The organism is Actinomadura sp. NPDC048394 (genome assembly GCF_040651755.1).
Classification (GTDB): domain Bacteria; phylum Actinomycetota; class Actinomycetes; order Streptosporangiales; family Streptosporangiaceae; genus Spirillospora; species Spirillospora montaniterrae.
In genome coordinates, this window is record NZ_JBEZJL010000068.1 from 1 (window position 1) to 16,934 (window position 16,934).

A 16,934-nucleotide genomic window follows, 5' to 3' on the forward strand; every position below is an offset into this window, starting at 1 on the left:
TCTGCGCCGGCTACGGCCGGATGCAGATCCTGCACGAGATCGACCTGGAGGTCGGCGCGGGCGAGATCGTCGCGCTGGTCGGCGCGCCCGGCCCGCAACGTCCGGCGGCCATTCCCCTGCAGGGCGCACGGTCGTCGCGCGCTCGTCAACCGCGTGGTCCACAACGGACCGTGTGGACACGATCGCCGCCGGCGCCGAACGCCCCGCGTCCGCCGAGGCCCCCCGCCTTCGCGCCACCCGCTCGCTCTTCGTCCGCTGGACGCCCCTCGCCCGCTTCACGGGCCTCGCCGCCCTGCTCGCCGCCGGTGCCGTCGCCGCCCCGGCGCTCCTGCGCTCGACGCCCCTGCGCGCGGCGCTCGCCGCCGTCGGCGACATGCGCTGGGGCTACCTGCCGTTCCTGCTCGTCCCCGCGGTGCTGCACTACGTCTTCGCGGCCATCGGGCTGCGCGGCGCGTCCGGTCACACCCTCCCGCTCCGCGAGACGACGCTCGCCCAGTTCACCGCGGCCGCCGCCAACCGCGTCACGCCGGGCGGGGTCGGCGCCGCCGCCGTCAACACCCGGTACCTCGTGTGCCGTGGCCTGCCCCTGCCGCGGGCGGCCGTCGCCGTCGCCGTGCAGCAGGCCGCGCGTCCGGTAGGCGGCCTGGTGCTGATAACGGCCGCGCTCGCGTGCGGCGGCGGGAGCGGCCGGATGACGGAGACGGTCGCCGGCCACGCGGCGCGTGCGGCGGGCGCCGTCCCGCCCCTGCCGGTGCTCGCGGTCGCCTGCGTCCTGCTCGCCGCCGCGGCGCCGTGGGCGCGCAGAGCCCTGCGGTCGGCCGCGGCGCGGCGGGCCGCCGCGGGCTTCGCCGAGCTGCGCCGGCGGCCCCGCGACCTCGCGGTCACGCTCGCCGCGTCGGCCGGGGGCACGCTCGTCCTCGGCGCCGCGTTCGCGGTCAGCGCACTCGCCGTCCCCGGGACGGGCGCGGGGCCGGCCGACGCGCCCGCGCTGCTCGCCGCCTACCTGGCCGGCGCCACCGCCGGCGCGGCGGTGCCGGTGCCCGGCGGCATCGGCTCCACCGAGGCCGCGCTGGTCGCGGCGCTGGCCGCCGGCGGCGTCGCGCCCGGCCCGGCGCTGCACGCCGTGCTGGTGTTCCGGGCGGTCACGTTCTGGGCGCCTGTCCCGGTCGGCGTGCTCGCCTGTCGGACGCTGCGCCGGTGATCGCCTTTACGTTGTAGATCATTAAATCCGGAAGACCGCGCGGGCGTTGCCGGACAGGAACGCCTCGCGCGCCGCGTCGTCCAGGCCCAGCTCGTCCAGGCCCCTCAGCGCCCGCTCCGGCGCGATCATCGGGAAGTTCGTTCCGAACATGACCTTGTGGTGCCGGTCCTGCGCCATGTATCGGACGAGCTCCGGCGGGTACCGGCGGACCGTGTACGCCGACGTGTCGATGTAGACGTTCGGGTGCTTGCGGCACACCGCGACCATCTCCTCCGTCCACGGGTACCCGATGTGGCCGCCCACGATGACCAGCTCCGGGAAGTCCAGCGCGACCTGGTCGACGTACGGGATCGGACGCCCCGTCTCGCTCGGCCGCAGCGGACCGGTGTGCCCGACCTGCGTGCAGAACGGGATCCCGAGGTCCACGCACGCGGCGAACAGGGGATAGAACCGCCGGTCCGTCGGCGGCAGCTCCCACAGCCACGGCACCACCCGCAGCGCCTTGAAGCCCAGCTCGTCCACGCACCGCCGCAGCTCCCGGACGGCCTCCATCGGCCTGCGCAGGTCGACCGACGCCACGCCCGCCAGCCGGTCCGGCGCCTGCGCGACGAACGACGCGACCTCGTCGTTGCTCACGAGCGCGCCCTCCGGGCCGTACCAGGCGCTGATCAGCCCGACGTCCACCCCGCCGGCGTCCATGGCGCCGACCGTGACCGAGACCGGCACCTCCTCGTCCGGCGGCTTCTGCCCGGTCCACCGCCACAGCGAGTCCAGCATCTCGTGGCGCAGGAACCGGACCGTGCCGTGCTGCATCCACGCGTCGACGATCATCCCGTCTCCTCTCGACGAGCCGATTATCGTGTGGAGCCCGCGCCGCCGGGCTGGTAGCCTCGCGCCCATGTCCGGCCCGGAGGCGAACAGACGCTGACCCCCGGCGCGCCCGGCCCCTCGACGGCCGCCGCGCCGCGGTGCGGGCCGCCCTCCGACGCGATCGCGTCACCGTGAGGGCCTTCTCTTCTCGCCGCCGCCGTCGCTGACGGCCGTCCGCGGCACCGCCCCCACCGATTCAGCGCACCCACCGTTCGCCGTCTCGGGAGTTCCGCCTTGCCTCTCGCCGTCTACGTCCTCGGCCTCGCCGTGTTCGCCCAGGGCACCTCGGAGTTCATGCTGTCGGGCCTGCTGCCCGGCATCGCCGCCGGCCTGCACGTGTCCGTGCCCGCCGCCGGGCTGCTCACCTCGGCCTTCGCCATCGGCATGGCGGCCGGCGCGCCGGCCATGTCGCTGCTCGCGCGGCGCCGGCGACGCCGCCGCGCCCTGCTCGCCTTCCTGTCCGCCTTCATCGCCGCGCACGTGCTCGGCGCCGTCACCACCAGCTACGCCGTCCTGCTCGCCACCCGCGTCGCCGCCGCGCTCGCCAACGCCGGGTTCTGGGCCGTCGCGCTCGCCGCCGCCGTCGCGCTCGTCCCGCCGGACGCCCGGGCCCGCGCCACGTCCGTCGTCGTCGGCGGCGTCACCGTCGCCTGCGTCGCGGGCGTCCCCGCCGGCGCGCTGCTCGGCGGCCACTTCGGCTGGCGCTCGGCGTTCTGGGCGGTGGCCCTCGTATCGCTGCCCGCGCTCGCCGCCATCGCCCGGACGATCCCGGACGACCGCTCCCCCGCCGCGAGCGCGGCCGGCGAGCTGCGCGTCCTGTCCTCGCGGCCGCTCCTCGCCGCCCTCGCGACGAACGCGCTGTTCCAGGGCGCGACGTTCTGCACCTTCACCTACCTCGCGCCGCTCGCGACGCACGTCACCGGCATCGGCACCGCCTGGGTGCCCGCGCTGCTGGCGCTGTTCGGGCTCGGCTCCTTCGCCGGCGTCACGATCGGCGGCCGCGTCGCCGACGCCCACCCGCGCACCCTGATCGTCGCCGGGATGACCGCGCTGGCCGCCGGCTGGACCGCCCTCGCCCTCACCGCGGGCTCCCCCGCCGCCGCCGTGCCGCTGGTGTTCGTCCAGGGCATGCTGGCCTTCGGCACCGGACCCGCGCTCATCGCCCGCGTCCTGCACCTGGCCGACGGCGCGCCGACACTCGCCGGCGGCCTCACCACCGCGGCGTTCAACGTCGGCGCGACGATCGGCCCGTGGCTCGGCGGCCTCACGATCGGCGCGGGCTACGGCTACCGCTCCCCCGCCTGGGTGAGCGCCCTGCTCATGGCCTGCGCCCTCGCCACGGCGTCGGCGCCGCTTCTCAGGTCTGGTTCTGCAGCGACGCCTTCGCCGACCCCGTGAGCGCGGGCAGGTAGCCCAGCCGATGCCCCTTGGCGGTCGGGTGGTAGCTGGAGCCGATCGGGATCGTCACCGCGTGCAGCCAGTCGTCGCCGGAGCACAGCTCGTGCCCGGAGAACTCGTCGCGGACGTCCGACCAGGTGAACCCGGCCCGCCCGGCCGCCGCCTTCACGACGCCGTCGAGCACGTCGGCGGCGCCGTTCAGCGCCGTCCGCTTGGTGTTGCTCAGCCCCACGCACACGCTCACGATCTTGTAGAGGTGCGGGTACCCGAGCACCACCACCCGCGCGCCCGGCGCCTTCGCCCGGACCTTGCCGTACAGCGAGTCGAGCCGGCCCGGCAGCGTGTTCTTCATGAAGCTCTCCGCCGACGCCACCGCGCTCTGGCACGTCGACGCCGAATGCAGCACGCACGTCTCCATCACGTCGCTGAACCCGGCGTCATTGCCCCCGACGGTCATGCTGACCAGCGTCGTCGCCGAGCTCAGCGCGCCGAGCTGCCCCGACGCCACCGTCGCGGTCGTCGCCCCCGAGCACGCGGCGAACGTGAACGAGCTCGTCCCGTTCGCCGCGGCCCACAGTTTCGGATAGGCGTTGTTGCTCCGGTTGCACGACCCGCTGGCCGGGTCGTAATCCCCCGCCCCCGTGCCGGACGAGTAGGAGTCGCCGAGGGCGACGTAGTTCGTCCCGGCCGCCGAAGCGGACCCGGACCAGGTGATCATGCCGGCGGCGAAGGTCACCGCACCGAAAACGGCCATACAGGGGCGGGAGAGGCGCATCTGCACTCCGGGGCGACGTACCGAATCGAGTCCCCCACCACATACCCGCCCCGCCATTCCCCCAAGCCCCGACCTGATCAACTTTATTTCGTCACATTCCGCCATTGAAATGTCGATGCTTCACAATTCCGCCATCTTCGTAAACCGAGTCCTCATGCCACCAAACCCCACCAGCCCCATAGGTCTCATAACCCACAATATCGCCAGTAGCCGTTCACTGAGCTACCGCATATCGGCGGCTATCGCGACAGAGGATCGGCTCGTCCCCGACCACCGAGCACGCGGTTACACCCGTCTGGCGAACCGGGGCACCGGCGCCGGAGCGCAGCCGACCGACCGTACGCTGACTCGAATGACGAGCATCGACCACCTGGCGAAGCGCCTCCGGGCGTTCGCAGCCGAACGCGAATGGGGCAGGTTCCACACGCCCAAGAACCTGTCGATGGCGCTGGCGGGTGAGGCCGGGGAGCTGCTGGCCGAGCTCCAGTGGCTGACCGCAGAGGAATCTTCGAGGGTCATGGACGACCAGGAGGCGGGCGCGCGGGTGCGGTCCGAACTCGCGGACGTCTTCCTCTACACGATCCAACTGGCCGACAGCCTGGGCATCGACCTGCTCCAGGCGGCCCGCGACAAGATGGAGGAGAACGAGAGCCGCTACGACGTGGCCACGTACCGGGGATCCGCCCGAAAAGCTCCCCCGCTGCCCTGAGCTCCTCGCCTGGCGGGTGCTGGCCGACCGTAGCGACGTCGGATCCGTCGTGAGCCAAGGGCATCTGCACACAAATTCGCCATGCCACCCCAATCCCCACTCGGGGCGATCCCAGAGATTTCGTCTTTTCGGTGACATATCAGGCGCTATATTGTCAGTCGAACAGTTGACCTGGCATTCGCCCAGGCGATACCTGCCGTACGTACTGCAGAAGACGCGGGGAGATCCGTGACGTCACCACTGGAACCGGCATATCGCTCGTCCGCTGAAACCTTGTTCAGAGCCCTCACCAACCCCGGTTCGGCAGCCGACCAGGCGTTCGACGACCACCTCGCCACCGCCCTCAGCGAACGGTCGGGGCGCCGGGCCGGGAAAGCGCAGAAGCGAGCGTGGCGCAACAGCCTGACCGCTCTCGCCGGGGACCTCCTCGACGCGGGACTCGGCCAAGTCGAGGTACTGGTCGAGTACCCCATGCCGCACAAGCCCAGTTCCCAGGCCGACGTCGTCCTGGCCGGCGTCGACAGATACACCGGCGGCGATCTCTTCATCATCGTGGAACTCAAGCAGTGGAGCAGTGTCGACTTCTACGAAGGCGACGAGAAGCAGGTCGTCTGGGATCCCAAGTACAGCCCGGTGCAGCACCCGGCCCTGCAGGTGAGGGGCTATCGCGACCAGATCGCCAAATTCTGTGCGACGGTAAAGGACCATCCGGACGCGGTCCGCGGAATCGTCTATCTCCACAACATGCCCGCGCACGAGGCGCGCAAGCTGGTCGGGCTGGCCGACGAGTTGAAGATCGGCGTCTTCACCGGGTCGGACCGCGGCGACCTCCTCCGCTTTCTTCGAGGGCAGTTCGAGGCCGCGTCCGGGGCGAAGGCCGCCGATCGCCTCCTCGACAGCCGCATCGAACCCCGACGCGACCTCCTCGAGCAGGCGCGCCTGGCGTTGAAAGGCCGAGACGGCTTCATACTCCTCGATCGCCAGGTTGACGCGTACCGGGCGGTCCTCCATGCCGTCGACGCCGCCTTCCACGCCAACTCGAAGAGAGTCGTGGTGATTTCAGGCGGTCCGGGAAGCGGGAAGAGCGCCATCGCGCTGGAGTTGCTTGCGAAACTCGTCGGTGAGGGTCTTCGCGTACGGCACGCCACGGGCTCCAGCGCCTTCACCAAGACTCTCCGTTCTCATGTCGCCCAGGGACGCGACAGAGCGAAGCTTTTCACCTTCACTCTCGACTATGCCCAGACGCCGCCGAACGAGATCGATGTGCTGATCGTTGACGAGGCGCACCGATCGCGCAGCAAGTCCTTCAGCCGATACGACCGGAAGAAGCGGAGCGACAGGCCGCAGATCGAATCGATGATCAACGCCGCACGCGTCCCCGTGTTCCTCCTCGACGAGAACCAGACGGTCGCGCCCGGAGAGCTCGGAACGCTCATCGCGATCAAGTCGATCGCCCAACGGCTCTCCATCCCGTTCCAGCACGTCGCGCTGACCGGGCAATGGCGCTGTGGCGGGAGCGAGAAATACGACCTGTGGGTCCGCCGGCTGCTCGGCCTCGGGGACGAGGACGGCGCGTGGAACGAGGACGCACTGCCCGAGGCTTGGACCGCTGACCCGAATTTCACCGTCCGCCTGGCGGAGTCCCCCAAAGAGATGGAGGACTTTCTGAGCGAGAAGCTGGCGGAGCAGTGGTCGGCGAGGATCGCCGCCGGCTACTGCTGGCCGTGGAGCAAGCCGCGGGTCGACAAGACCCTGGTTCCCGATGTGCGCATCGGTGACTGGGCACGCCCATGGAACGCGGACTCGTTGTCGCGGGTCGGCGAAGCGCCTCCGAAGCAGCTGTGGGCCACCGGAGAGGGCGGCTTCGGGCAGATCGGCTGCATCTACACGGCCCAGGGCATGGAATACGACTGGGCGGGTGTCATCATCGGTCCCGACCTCGTGGCGAGGGGTGGCAGGCTCGTCCCCGAACGCTCCGGCAACCTGGATCCCTCGCTGGGCAAGGCATCCCCCAGGACCGTCCCCGACGAACAGTTCAACCAGCTCGTACGGAACATCTACAAAGTCCTCCTCACCCGCGGCCTTCACGGAACAGTTCTGTACGCCGTGGACACCGAAACCCAGCAATTCCTCAGGAAGCTGATCCCTTCCTGATGAGCGAAGCGACGTGCCATTGACTTGGCAGCGGGGCGGCCCCTCAGGGATCACATGAAGGTGGAGAAGCGGTGCGGTTCGGTGAGGGCGAGGGCGGCGTGCTCGAGGTCGGCGAGGCGTTCGGAGAGGGTGGCTTCCGCCAGGTGGCGGGGTAGGGCGGCGGAGAACTTCAGGCCGTGCAGCGCGCGGTCGTCGACCTCGGGGAGCACCAGGTGGTCGGCGAGTGACGCGGCGACCGCGCGCCAGCCCTCGGGACGCAGGTCGTCGCGCAACCGCAGGTGGCTCTCGCCGATCCGCTGGGTGGGGTCGGCGAGGTCTCCGAGCGTCGCTTTCAGGGTCGCGTTGGCGCGGTCGCCGGCCCACGTCCACCAGCGCAGATCCCCGGACGAGCCACGGCAGATGACCGTGCCGCCGGGGTGGACGCTGAAGTCGAGCTCCTCGCGGACGCGGGCCAGCGCGGCTCGGGCGCGGCGGGTCAGGGCGACGGGCGGGTCTTCTCCGAGCAGGACGTCGCGGGCGGCGCGGGCGAGTTCGAAGGAGACGATCCCGGTACCGGTCCCTATCCAGCCTGCCTTGCCGCCGCCTTCGGCCGGTTCGACGTGGCAGCGGCGGCGTTTCCAGTCGATCCAGGTGACGCGCCAGCTGTAGCCGCCGAGGAGGAGCAGCCGGGGGCCGGTGACACGCTCGGTCAGCAGCACGGGATCGGTCCGGCCGACTTCGGTACGGCCGCTCAGCACCGTGAACTGCGGGGCGGCGGTGAAGACGGCGGTGAGATCGCGGAAGTGGATGCGGCCGAACCGCTTCTCGGCCTCCGGGCCGATGAACAGCATGCCGTTGTCGGAATCGAGGTATCCCTGCTCGACGAGATGGCGCGCGATGGGTGCGGCAGCTCGGAACGGCGCGAGGTCACTCCACCATTCGTTCCACAGTTTCTCGCCGACCTGGTTCTCCTGCAGGCAGAGGGCGAGAAGCTGCTGGGCGACGATGTGGCGCGGTTCGGGCGGGGCGGTGACCGGTTCGACGAAACCGCGGCTCCACTGGAGGAGCAGGGCGGTGGTGGCGAGGACGTCCTCCCGGCCGATCGCGAGGAACAGGCAGTTGCGGCTCGATCCGGCGCGGCGTCCGGTGCGGCCGAGGCGCTGCAGGAACGAGGCGACGGTGGGCGGGGCGTTGACCTGGATGACACGGTCGAGGTCGCCGACGTCGACACCGAGTTCGAGGGTGGACGTGGCGACGATGACGCAGTCCCGGGCGTCGGCGAACGCCTCTTCGGCGCGGCGGCGCTCGTCCAGGGACAGCGACGCGTGGGAGAGGAACGTGGTGACGCCGAGGGCGCGCAGCGCGGCGCCGAGCTGTTCGACCAGCCGCCGGGAGTCGCAGAACACCAGGCGCTTCTCGCCCTGATGCAGCGCGGAGATCACTTTGGCCGCGTTCTCGACCGAGCCGACGTGGTCGAGCTCGATGGAGGGCTCTGCGGTCACCCCGGTTTCCGGCGCGACGACCGATCCCGCGCGCCGCTCGGCCGCCGCCCCCTGGAGCCAGGCCAGCAGATCGCCAGGGTTGCCGACGGTGGCGGACAGGCCGATCCGCTGGATGGGGCGTCCTGCGACGCGGGTGAGGCGTTCGAGGACGCAGAGCAGGTGCCAGCCGCGGTCGTCGCCGGCGAAGGCGTGGACCTCGTCGACCACGACGGCCCGCAGCCCTCGGAACAGGTTCGTGTGGTCGACCTTGACGCTGACGAGCATCGACTCGATCGACTCGGGGGTGGTCAGCAGGATGTCCGGAGGGTCGGCGAGGATGCGCTGCCGTCGCGGCTGGGAGACGTCGCCATGCCAGAGCGCCACGCGGCGCCCGAGCCATGCGGCATAGGTCTCCAGGCGCGGCAGGAGATTGTTGAGCAGCGCCTTCAACGGGCAGACGTACAGGATCGACAGGCCGGTCCAGTCCTTCTCTGCCATCGCCGACAGCAGCGGGAACATCGCCGCCTCCGTCTTGCCTCCAGCGGTGGGCGCGAGCAGCAGCGCGTCCGAGCCGTCGAGAACCGGCCCGACCGCCGATTCCTGGAGCGGGCGAAGCGACGTCCATCCCAGCACGTTCACGATGTGGTGCCGCAGGGACGGGTGCAGGCCGTCCATCACAGGTCGAGCTCCACCTCGTCGGCGGTCGCGGCCCGCACTGTGGAGGCGGCGGCGTTGCGTTCGACCTCGCTGAGCTCTGACGAGGTCAGTGTGAGGTGGTAGTCGCGCCGGGGGTCGAAGCCTTCGACATAGTCCACGCGGTCGAGCACGTCGGCGACCAGCTTGCGCAGGAAGACCCGCGGGGCGATGCCCACCTGTCCGCCGAGCCCGCCGCTGACGGCCTTGGCGAGGTCGGTGACGTAGCCGTCGTCGACGAGCGCGGCGACCCGGTCGGGGTGGCGCGCGCCGGCGCGGAAGAGCTCGCGGACGCTGGTTCCGAGTTCGACGAGTTTGGGCAGGTCGAAGCCTGTCAGCCGGAGCTGGATGGCGCGGGGCGAGTCGAAGCGCGGGTCGGTGGAGAAGTCGGTGGCCAGCCGCTGCGCCAGCGGTGGCAGCCGCTGGGCGCCCTGCTGGCCGTCGAAGAAGGCGGGTGTGCCGGTGATGACGAGGAACAGGCCGGGAAAGCGGCCGTTGTCGATCTCGTCGATGAGCTGGCGCAGCGCGTTGAGCGCCTTCTCCCGGACGTCGGAGCGGACCCGCTGGAGGGTCTCGATCTCGTCGAGGACGACCAGCAGCCCCGGGTGGCCGCAGTCGCGCAGCACGGTGAGCAGGCCTTGCAAGAATCCGAGCGCGCCGAAATGGTCGAGGTCGCCGCGGATGCCGGCGGCGCGCTTGGCGCTCGCCGCGACGTTCGGCTGGCCGCCCACCCAGGCGAGCAGCGCTTCGGCGGTGGCGTGGTCGTCCGCGAGCCGTGCCCGCCGGTAGCCGCGCAGGGCGGCGGCGAAGGCGGGGGTGGTGCGGGCGACGTCGGCGAGACGCCGTTCCATCAGCTCGTCGACGCCGGCGGCGAGCACGGCGAGGTCGGGCTGACCGTCCGGGCCGAGGGGCACGGCCCCCGCCGCGAGGACCTCCTCCTCCAGCGTGAAGAACCAGGCTTCCACCACGTCGCGGAGTGCGCTGGGCTGGTAGGACGCGGTGGAGAGTCGTTCGACGAGCCGCCGGTAGACGGTTTCCAGCCGGTGCAAGGGGGTCTCGGTCTCGGAGATCTGGATCTCGGTGGCGGCCATGCCGCGCCGTTTGGCGCGCTCTGCCAGCCAGCGGGCGAAGAAGGTCTTTCCCGAGCCGTACTCGCCGCGGATCGCCCTGAACACCGCGCCGCCGGAGACGACGGAGGCCAGCTCGTCGTCGATCGCGGTCTCGAACCGGCCGAGGCCGACGGCGAACAGGTCGAGACCCGCCTGCGGGACCGTCCCGCGGCGCAACGCGTCCACGACCTCGCGGCGGCGGGCCGCGCTGACCGGCGCCGCCATCAGCCGCCCCCGAGGAACTGCTCGCGCAGCAGCGGGACGTCGAGGGCGACGGTGCGGCCGCCGTCGGTGACGGCGAGCACCTGGTAGCCGTCGACGTTGAGGAGCCGGACCACTGTGGAAACGTACCCGTGCATGCGTGCGGGGAGCTGGCCGGCGCGCTGGGCGGCGACCGCGATCGGCAGCTTTCCGCCGCTCGCGGCCAGGGCGTCGATCAGCGCGGTGAGCCCGCGGTCGTCGACGGAGGTGCGGTTGAGGAGGTCGCGCTGTGCCGCGAACAGTTCGGAGGCGACCACCCGGGCGCCGATGCCGCCGGTCCGCTCCCGGCCGGACGCCGAGTCCTGCGCGGGAACGTCGAAGAGAGGTTCCTCGGCGCGCGGCTTGGCCGCTCTGGGCCCTGGTACCTTGCGAGATTCCGAATCCGGCGCGGGGTCGGAGAACGGTGTCCACCAGACCGGCTCGTGCATGGCCTGGCTGTATTTCTCCCATCCGTCCGGGATGAGGTGGTCCGACGGGACCAGCACCACGATCGGTACGACCATCTCTGCCAGGGAGACTCCGCCGTGGTAGCCCTCCTTGCGCGCGTTGTACCGGATGCGCTCGTTCCACGGCACCACAACGGTGCCTTCGGAGGCCAGCACGCGCGGCCCCGACACCTCGACCTCCCCCTCCCCCGGCTGCCCGGTCCGGTAGCGTGCGGCCTCGGCCTTGACTGTACTGACTGCTTCGCCGCGGTCGAGGACGTGACCGTGGTCTGAGGTGATGACGACGGGGCGCCCCGCGTTCCACGCCTCGTGCATGAGCCGCGGGAGCCCGGCGATCCCGCTCGCGTGCCAGTCGGCGCCGCCGTCCGCGCGCCCCTTGTCGAGGCTGTCGTCGACGGCGTTGAGGACCACGGCGACGACGGTGGCCCGGTCGGCGATCGCGGCCGTGACGTCGTCGCTGATCCCGTCCCTGACGTCGGCCTTGTGGAAGAGCGCGGACCGGCGGGTCGTCCAGAAGTCGCGGAAGCCGCGGTGCTCGTCGGCCTGCTGCCCGGCCGTGAGGTCACCGCACAGCAGGCTCGTACGGGAGAAGGCGGTGATGGACGGGACGGTGGCGAGCGCGCCTTCGCGGCCCTGCGCGTGCCGGCCGATCTCGGTCCACCGGCCGCCGGCGGCGGCGAGTTCGGAGGCGATCTCGCCGGCGATCGCGGCGGTCATCCCGTCGATGACGACGATCAGCGGGGCGATCTCGGCGGTGACGGGCCGGGCGATCGCGGCCAGCAGGTTCTCCACCAGGACGAGTTCGCCGGCGGTGCCGGAGACGCCGCTCCAGGCGGCCAGCCGTTCGGCGAACTCCTTGTCGAAAGCGTCGCGTCGCGCGCGTACGGCGTCGAGGAGGCCGCCGTAGCCGTTCTGGCCGCTGTAGCGGATGCGGGTCACGGCACGGTCGGCCCAGGCCAGTTCCCGGACATGCCGGTCGACGTGCTCGCGAAGGGACCCGGATGGTTCGGGGTCCTGGGCCAGCCACCGGACGAGCCGTGCCGCCATGACGGCCGTTCCCGTCTCGGGACGGACGTCGTGCAAGTGGTGAGCGGTGAGTTCGGCCAGCGCCTCATCGACCGCCGCAACGTCGGCAGGCCGCGGGACGGGGACGGCCTCGTCGACCGCGGCGATCAGGGTGTGCAGGCGCAGAAGGTATCCGGCTTCCAGGATCCTGCTGGTATCGGCCAGGTCACCGACCTGGAGTTCGTCCAGGAGTCGCTGCGCCCGTTCGAGGATCGGCTCGGCCCGTGCGCTGTCGGCTTCGATGCGGCGCAGCAGCAGGGACTCCGACGCCTCGGCGAACGCCGTCAGTGCCGGGATCTCCGGAAGGGCCCCGCCGAAGAGCCGCTCCGCCCGGACCCGCGCGGCCAGGACCGCATGCCGCCGTTCCTTCGTCCCGGTGCCGAACAGGATTCCGACGATCAGACCGACGGCGACGGCGTCTGCGGCGTGGCCGGCCCTGACGAGCCGGAACAGAACGTCCGCGACGGCCCCCATGCTGCGGCCGAGCCATTCGGCGATGCCCTGCTGCTCCTGCTCCGCGAGCGCGGTGAAGCGGGCGACGGCGGCGAGCTCCTCCGACCACTCCAGCAGCCCGGCGGCGTCGCCCGTGCCGTCGAGGCCGAGCCGGGCGGAGGCGACCTCGCCGAGCGCGGTGTCGAGGTCGAGGAGCGCGCCCTTGATCTTGGGCCAGCCGCCGTCCGGCTGGGCCTCCAGCAGCGCGTCCGACAGCCAGGCGTTCTGCGGGGCGGTGAGCCGCGCGTCGAGCTGCTTGGCGCCGAACGCGTGCCGTACCAGGTCCCAGCGGTTGACGGCGATGATGTCGTGCCCGATCGCGTGTGCGAGCAGGGTGTCGCCGAGTTCTCGCCGCTCGAAGGGCGACAGCACCACGAGGTAGTCCGTCGTCCGGGTGGACACCGCGTCGAGGATGGCGAGCAGCGTGGCGCACGGTGCCACCTGGGCGCTGGCACCGTCGATGTGCAGGACGCCGGGCCCGCGCCATTCCGGGGCGGCGCGCAGGAAGAGCGTTCCGCCGCCGGGCGAACGGCGCAGGGCGCGCCTGACCTCGGCGCTGACGATCCCCGGGGTGGCGACCGGCGCGGCGCGGCGGGCCGGTGTGACGGTCACGGGAGGCTCCGCCAGGTGATCTCGAACTCCGCGCCCGGGCGCTCGGCCATGGCGGTGCGGATCCGCTCGACGACCCCGTCGAGCCCTTCGGCGAGCACCTGCGCCTGTCCCGTGACCCGGGCCGGGTCCGGCGGCGGGGGCGGCGGCGGTACCGGGTCGGGGCCGGGGTCCACGATGATGAGATCGAGGGTGCTCTGCCGCGCCTCGGCGAGCGCGGAGGCGAGGGGTGCCGCCTGCTCGTCGCGGCGGGCCACCGCGCGCAGCCGGTCCATGATGAGAGCGGCCCGCTCGGCCTTGTCCCCTCCGCCCTCGACCAGGGTGGTGAGCCGGTCCAGCACCTGCCAGTCGGCCCTGGCCAGCGCCTCGGACACGGAGCGGGCCTCGCGCAGGGTGACGCCGAGCGCGGTCGGCTGGACGTCACCGAGGCCGAAGCCGGCGAGCGAGCGCAGCAGCGGCGTGTCCTCCTTGCCGACGAGGTCCTCGATGAGCCGCTGGGCCGTGCGGGCGGTCGTCGTGCGGTCGTCGTCGCCGAGGCCGAGGAGTTCGGCGTGCCGCTCGAGTTCGGTGACGAGGGCCTCGGTGTCCGGGAGCAGCGGCCCGGCGGCGCGGCGCAGCTGGTCGGCGAGCGCGTGCACCGAGCGGGGGCTGCGCACCTGCTGCCGGCCCAGCTGGAACAGCTCGTGGGCGCGCCGGTCGGCCGCCTCGAACTCCTCGGCTGACGGCAGCTCCTGGGGCCGCAGCACGTAGTCGCCGGGGATGTTCTTCACGTCCGGCTGCGGGACGACGCGGCCGCCGCGCACCCACGCGCGTGCGCGCATCAGCGCGTACGCGCAGACCACTACGTTCGCTACGTCGGTCGGCAGGCCGGGCTGCTCCTCCTCGATCCAGCCGCGGACCTGGGCGACGGTGACGTCCCCTGCCCCCGCCCCGGCTGCGGCGGCGCGCCGGTCGAGCGCCATCGGCCAGTTGTCGTTGAGGACGAGCGCGGCCTCGCCCATGGCGCCGAGGTCGAGCGGGTTGACGATGCGCCGGATGGTCGGGATGTCGGCGGTCGGCGGCTCGTACCGGCGGACGTCGTTCTCCATGGCCTGCTCGATGGCGCCGAGCGCGGTCTGCAGGTCCTTCAGCCGGTACGGGGTCTGCTTGCCCGGCGGAGCGAAGTTCGGGTGCTTGGGGTAGCGGTGGTCGAGGAGCTTGCCGCAGATGTGCTCCAGCGCCGCGTCGAAGCCGAGGGCGGCGGGCGGGCGGATGTCGACGGCGGCGTCCATGCCCATGATGTGCTGGTCGATCTGCTGGCCGATGTCGGCGTCGTCGTGGGCGGCCAGCCCGTACGCCTTCTTCAGGACGTCCCGGAGCCTGGTGTCGAGGGCGTTGCGGCGGCTCTCCAGCTGGGTCCGGGCGTGGTAGCGGTCCTCCTCGGTCAGCAGCGGGGTCTGCTCGCGCAACCGGTCGCGTTCGAGAATGTGCTTGATGACGACCAGCTCGCCGAGGTCGGAGAGGCGGTCGGCGGACAGGAACGACGGCAGCCAGCACAGCGTGGTCAGGTTGGCGCGGCGCGGGTCGGCCCGCAGTTCCTCGACGCGGTTGCGGTCCTCCGCCGGACCGTAGACGTCGTCGAACGGGTAGTCGACGATGACCCGCAGCGCGCCCGGCTCCTCGGCCGCGAACACCTCGGCGGACGTCCGGGGGTCGGCGACGTTGGCGAACACCAGCTCGACGACGCGGGAGGTGCCGCGCCAGGTGACGGCACGGCGGCTGACGAACGGTTCGGTGTCGCCCCCCTTCAGCTCCTCCCAGAGGATCTCCTTGAGCAGGCGCCGCTTGGCGGCGTCGTCGTCGACGTTGCGGACCTTGTCCAGGATGCTCTTGGTGTCCACGCCGATGAGCGCGACGTCCACGGTGGGGTTGCCCTCGCCGTGCAGCCGGATCTCGCCGAACTCGCTGGCGAGGTCGCGCAGCGTCTTGTGGACGACCTCGCCCTGCCGGCCGGGCAGCATCGAGGGGATCCAGCCGTGGTTGAGCGCGGCGAGCCGGCCGGGGTTGAGGGTCTTCAGCGCCGGGACGTTCGGCACCAGCGCCTTGAGCATCAGCGTCTTGACGACCAGGTCGTCGCCGCGGAAGGCGTGCGCGGGCGGCAGCGCGGCGGCCTTCTCCTCGTCCAGCCGGTGCCGGGCCAGCAGCCATGGCCGGAGCCGCTCCAGGTAGAAGTTCTTCGCCTGGTCGAACTCCGATCGGAGCTTGTCGCTGAACGGGTCGACGCCGCCGGTCAGCAGCACGTCGAAGATCGCGCCGAGCGGGACGAGCTGCCCGGCGGGCAGCGTGTCGCGGTGGTCGACGAGCAGCTGCAGCATCAGCTTCAGCGCGGTGCGCTCGCGCTGCAGCGCGCTGGAGATGTCGACCATCGTGTGCAGGAACGCCGGGCTGAACGGGTAGACCGACCGGAACGCGGCCTGGTCGGTGCCGCCGCCCTGGGAGTCCAGCAGCGCCTCCCACACCTGGGCCTGGGCCCGGGTGATCCGCTCGAACCCGGCCTCGATCTCGGCCGCGGCCGCCTGGTCCTTCGGTTTCAGCAGCCGTTGCCGGACGATCTCGGGGAGGTTCGCGTCGGCGAGCTTGATGAAGTCGAAGCGCCCGTCCCAGTGCTTGAGCGTGTCGAACAGCGAGGTCTGCTGCGCGCCGGCGACGTCCCGCCCGACGAGTTCGCGCAGGTCGCGCTGCCGCGGCACGAAGCTGATGATCGGCGCGGGCCGCCGCCAGTCCGCCGCCTCGACGAGCTTGGCGACCATGCTGGCCTGCTCGGCGACGAAGTCGGGCTTGGCGAGGTGGGTGTTGAGCCACAGCACCAGCTCGTCCAGCAGCAGGATGAGGGCGTCGTAGCCGAGGACCTCCTTGGCGTGCCGGCTGATGATCGCCAGGCCCTCGTCGAGCGGGACGAAGGCGCCCGCGTCCCCGGCGACGGCCTGCCGGTACGCCCCGAGGTGCGTGGCGAGCAGGTCGGCGACGAGGTTCTGCCGTTGCGGGTCGCCGTGCGGTGCGTCCAGGGCGGCCTCGAGCGTGCCGGCCGTCCAGCCGGTGGGGGTGCCCCACTTGTTGTCCTGCTTGGACGGCAGCCCGGCCAGGAACGCCTCGTCCCCCATCGACGCCCGCAGCCTCTTGGCGTTCTCCAGCAGCAGGTCGTCGCGGTACACCGGTGCCGGGGAAGCGTCCGGGTGCAGTGCCGCGACATGCTTGACGTAGTCGCCGAGCACGGCCGAGGCGAGGGTCGCCGAACCGCTCAGGTGATAGGGCACCAGGAGGATCTTGCGGCCGGTCAGCCAGGTGTCGTGCTTGTCGACGACCGGGCGCAGCAGTTCCTTGCTGCGCGCGTCCGGGTCGTGTTTCACCAGCGCGTGCAGCATCGCCATGAAATGGCTCTTACCGGAGCCGAACGATCCGTCGATGTAGGCGGCGTGCGACGTCCCGGTCTCCACGGCCGACTGCACGATGCCCAGCGCCCGGTCGAACGACTCTGCGAGCTGCGGCGTCACGACGTACTCGGTCACCGTATGGTGATCGGCGATCCCGGCGGTCAGCTTCAGCACCAGGTCCCCGGAGTGCACCCGCTCGGGGATGTCGATCAGATCGCGTAGCAGCTTGGTCATCGGCTCTCTCAACTCGCGAAACGTTCGCCCAAGTATCCCGCCTGCCGC

At 71.8% G+C, this 16,934-nt stretch carries 10 protein-coding genes; 4 read left to right on the forward strand and 6 right to left on the reverse strand.

All coding sequences use genetic code 11. From position 1 onward, the window contains the following. Positions 1–172 precede the first annotated feature (172 nt). On the forward strand, positions 173–1,201 hold the full coding sequence (locus AB0C78_RS37350) for a lysylphosphatidylglycerol synthase domain-containing protein (RefSeq protein ID WP_360757555.1): 1,029 nt from the start codon (positions 173–175) through the stop codon (positions 1,199–1,201). A 21-nt stretch (positions 1,202–1,222) separates the two neighbouring features. On the opposite strand, the gene AB0C78_RS37355 is transcribed toward AB0C78_RS37350, so the two are convergent. Then, complete coding sequence (locus AB0C78_RS37355; RefSeq protein ID WP_360757557.1) at positions 1,223–2,032, reverse strand: amidohydrolase family protein; 810 nt, start codon at positions 2,030–2,032, stop codon at positions 1,223–1,225. Between the two features lie 273 nt (positions 2,033–2,305). Here AB0C78_RS37355 and AB0C78_RS37360 point away from each other — a divergent pair, with 273 nt between their 5' ends. Next, positions 2,306–3,469, forward strand: a complete 1,164-nt coding sequence (locus tag AB0C78_RS37360) for a Cmx/CmrA family chloramphenicol efflux MFS transporter (protein ID WP_360757559.1) — start codon at positions 2,306–2,308, stop codon at positions 3,467–3,469. On the opposite strand, the gene AB0C78_RS37365 is transcribed toward AB0C78_RS37360, so the two are convergent. Further along, positions 3,429–4,223, reverse strand: a complete 795-nt coding sequence (locus AB0C78_RS37365; protein WP_360757562.1) for an SGNH/GDSL hydrolase family protein — start codon at positions 4,221–4,223, stop codon at positions 3,429–3,431. The genes AB0C78_RS37360 and AB0C78_RS37365 overlap by 41 nt on opposite strands. A gap of 373 nt (positions 4,224–4,596) precedes the next feature. Between AB0C78_RS37365 and AB0C78_RS37370 the strand changes: the two genes are divergently transcribed. Both AB0C78_RS37370 and AB0C78_RS37375 read left to right on the forward strand, forming a co-directional pair. Further along, on the forward strand, positions 4,597–4,953 hold the full coding sequence (locus AB0C78_RS37370; protein ID WP_360757564.1) for a nucleotide pyrophosphohydrolase: 357 nt from the start codon (positions 4,597–4,599) through the stop codon (positions 4,951–4,953). Between the two features lie 228 nt (positions 4,954–5,181). After that, positions 5,182–7,107 carry a DUF2075 domain-containing protein gene (locus AB0C78_RS37375; protein WP_360757567.1) on the forward strand — a complete coding sequence of 642 codons (1,926 nt, stop codon included), beginning with the start codon at positions 5,182–5,184 and terminating at the stop codon, positions 7,105–7,107. Between the two features lie 50 nt (positions 7,108–7,157). Here the strand turns inward: AB0C78_RS37375 and AB0C78_RS37380 are convergent, their stop codons facing one another. The 4 genes from AB0C78_RS37380 to AB0C78_RS37395 are packed head-to-tail and all read right to left on the reverse strand — an operon-like array spanning position 7,158 to position 16,886. Next, positions 7,158–9,242 carry a DEAD/DEAH box helicase gene (locus AB0C78_RS37380; RefSeq protein ID WP_360757570.1) on the reverse strand — a complete coding sequence of 695 codons (2,085 nt, stop codon included), beginning with the start codon at positions 9,240–9,242 and terminating at the stop codon, positions 7,158–7,160. After that, entirely contained in the window at positions 9,242–10,594 is a 1,353-nt protein-coding gene (gene brxD / locus AB0C78_RS37385; protein ID WP_360757572.1) for a BREX system ATP-binding protein BrxD, read from the reverse strand. The genes AB0C78_RS37380 and brxD overlap by 1 nt, the downstream gene beginning before the upstream one ends. Next, entirely contained in the window at positions 10,594–13,245 is a 2,652-nt protein-coding gene (pglZ, locus tag AB0C78_RS37390) for a BREX-2 system phosphatase PglZ (protein ID WP_360757575.1), read from the reverse strand. The genes brxD and pglZ overlap by 1 nt, the downstream gene beginning before the upstream one ends. Continuing rightward, on the reverse strand, positions 13,242–16,886 hold the full coding sequence (locus AB0C78_RS37395; RefSeq protein WP_360757577.1) for a phage resistance protein: 3,645 nt from the start codon (positions 16,884–16,886) through the stop codon (positions 13,242–13,244). The genes pglZ and AB0C78_RS37395 overlap by 4 nt, the downstream gene beginning before the upstream one ends. Positions 16,887–16,934 lie beyond the last annotated feature (48 nt).

Bases quoted from the DNA above. Each gene is read 5' to 3' on its own strand.
- AB0C78_RS37355 (WP_360757557.1), bottom strand. From the start codon at position 2,032: ATGATCGTCGACGCGTGGATGCAGCACGGCACGGTCCGGTTCCTGCGC.
- AB0C78_RS37365 (WP_360757562.1), bottom strand. From the start codon at position 4,223: ATGGCCGTTTTCGGTGCGGTGACCTTCGCCGCCGGCATGATCACCTGG.
- AB0C78_RS37370 (WP_360757564.1), top strand. From the start codon at position 4,597: ATGACGAGCATCGACCACCTGGCGAAGCGCCTCCGGGCGTTCGCAGCC.
- AB0C78_RS37380 (WP_360757570.1), bottom strand. From the start codon at position 9,242: ATGGACGGCCTGCACCCGTCCCTGCGGCACCACATCGTGAACGTGCTG.
- brxD (WP_360757572.1), bottom strand. From the start codon at position 10,594: ATGGCGGCGCCGGTCAGCGCGGCCCGCCGCCGCGAGGTCGTGGACGCG.
- AB0C78_RS37395 (WP_360757577.1), bottom strand. From the start codon at position 16,886: ATGACCAAGCTGCTACGCGATCTGATCGACATCCCCGAGCGGGTGCAC.